The organism is Polaribacter sargassicola, from assembly GCF_021991835.1.
GTDB classification, from domain to species: domain Bacteria; phylum Bacteroidota; class Bacteroidia; order Flavobacteriales; family Flavobacteriaceae; genus Polaribacter; species Polaribacter sargassicola.
On record NZ_JAHDAU010000055.1, the window covers coordinates 1 to 404 of the forward strand.

1 protein-coding gene is annotated in these 404 nt (G+C 67.3%); it reads left to right on the forward strand.

Annotated elements, in window-relative coordinates; genetic code table 11:
* The coding region (locus KI686_RS15795) for a glycoside hydrolase family 3 N-terminal domain-containing protein (protein ID WP_306665760.1) at positions 1–404 on the forward strand (404 nt) is incomplete at both ends.

Consider the following 404-nt stretch of genomic DNA (forward strand, 5'->3'; position numbering starts at 1 on the left):
CACATCGGCGTGGCGCCGCAGACTCGACGGAGCGTGTGCATGTCCGAGAATTCTCGAGCTGACTGGGATACCGCAGAGACAGAGGAGCGCATCGAGGGACTGCTCTCGGCGATGAGCCTCGAGGACAAGGTGGCCTTCGTCACCGGCAATCTGGACTGGAACTACGGGTTCTACTCACGCGGCCTGGAGCGTCTCGACCTGCCCGACCTGCAGATGGCGGACGGCCCGGCCGGAGTCCGCATCAACAAGGGCGATGTGCACGGAGGGCGGGCCACCGCCCTGCCCGCGCCGATCGCGCTCGCTGCGACCTGGGACACCGACCTGGCGCACGAGTACGGCACCGTGATCGGCGTCGAATGCCGTGCCACGGATCACAACGTCTCCCTCGGCCCGGCCGTGGACAT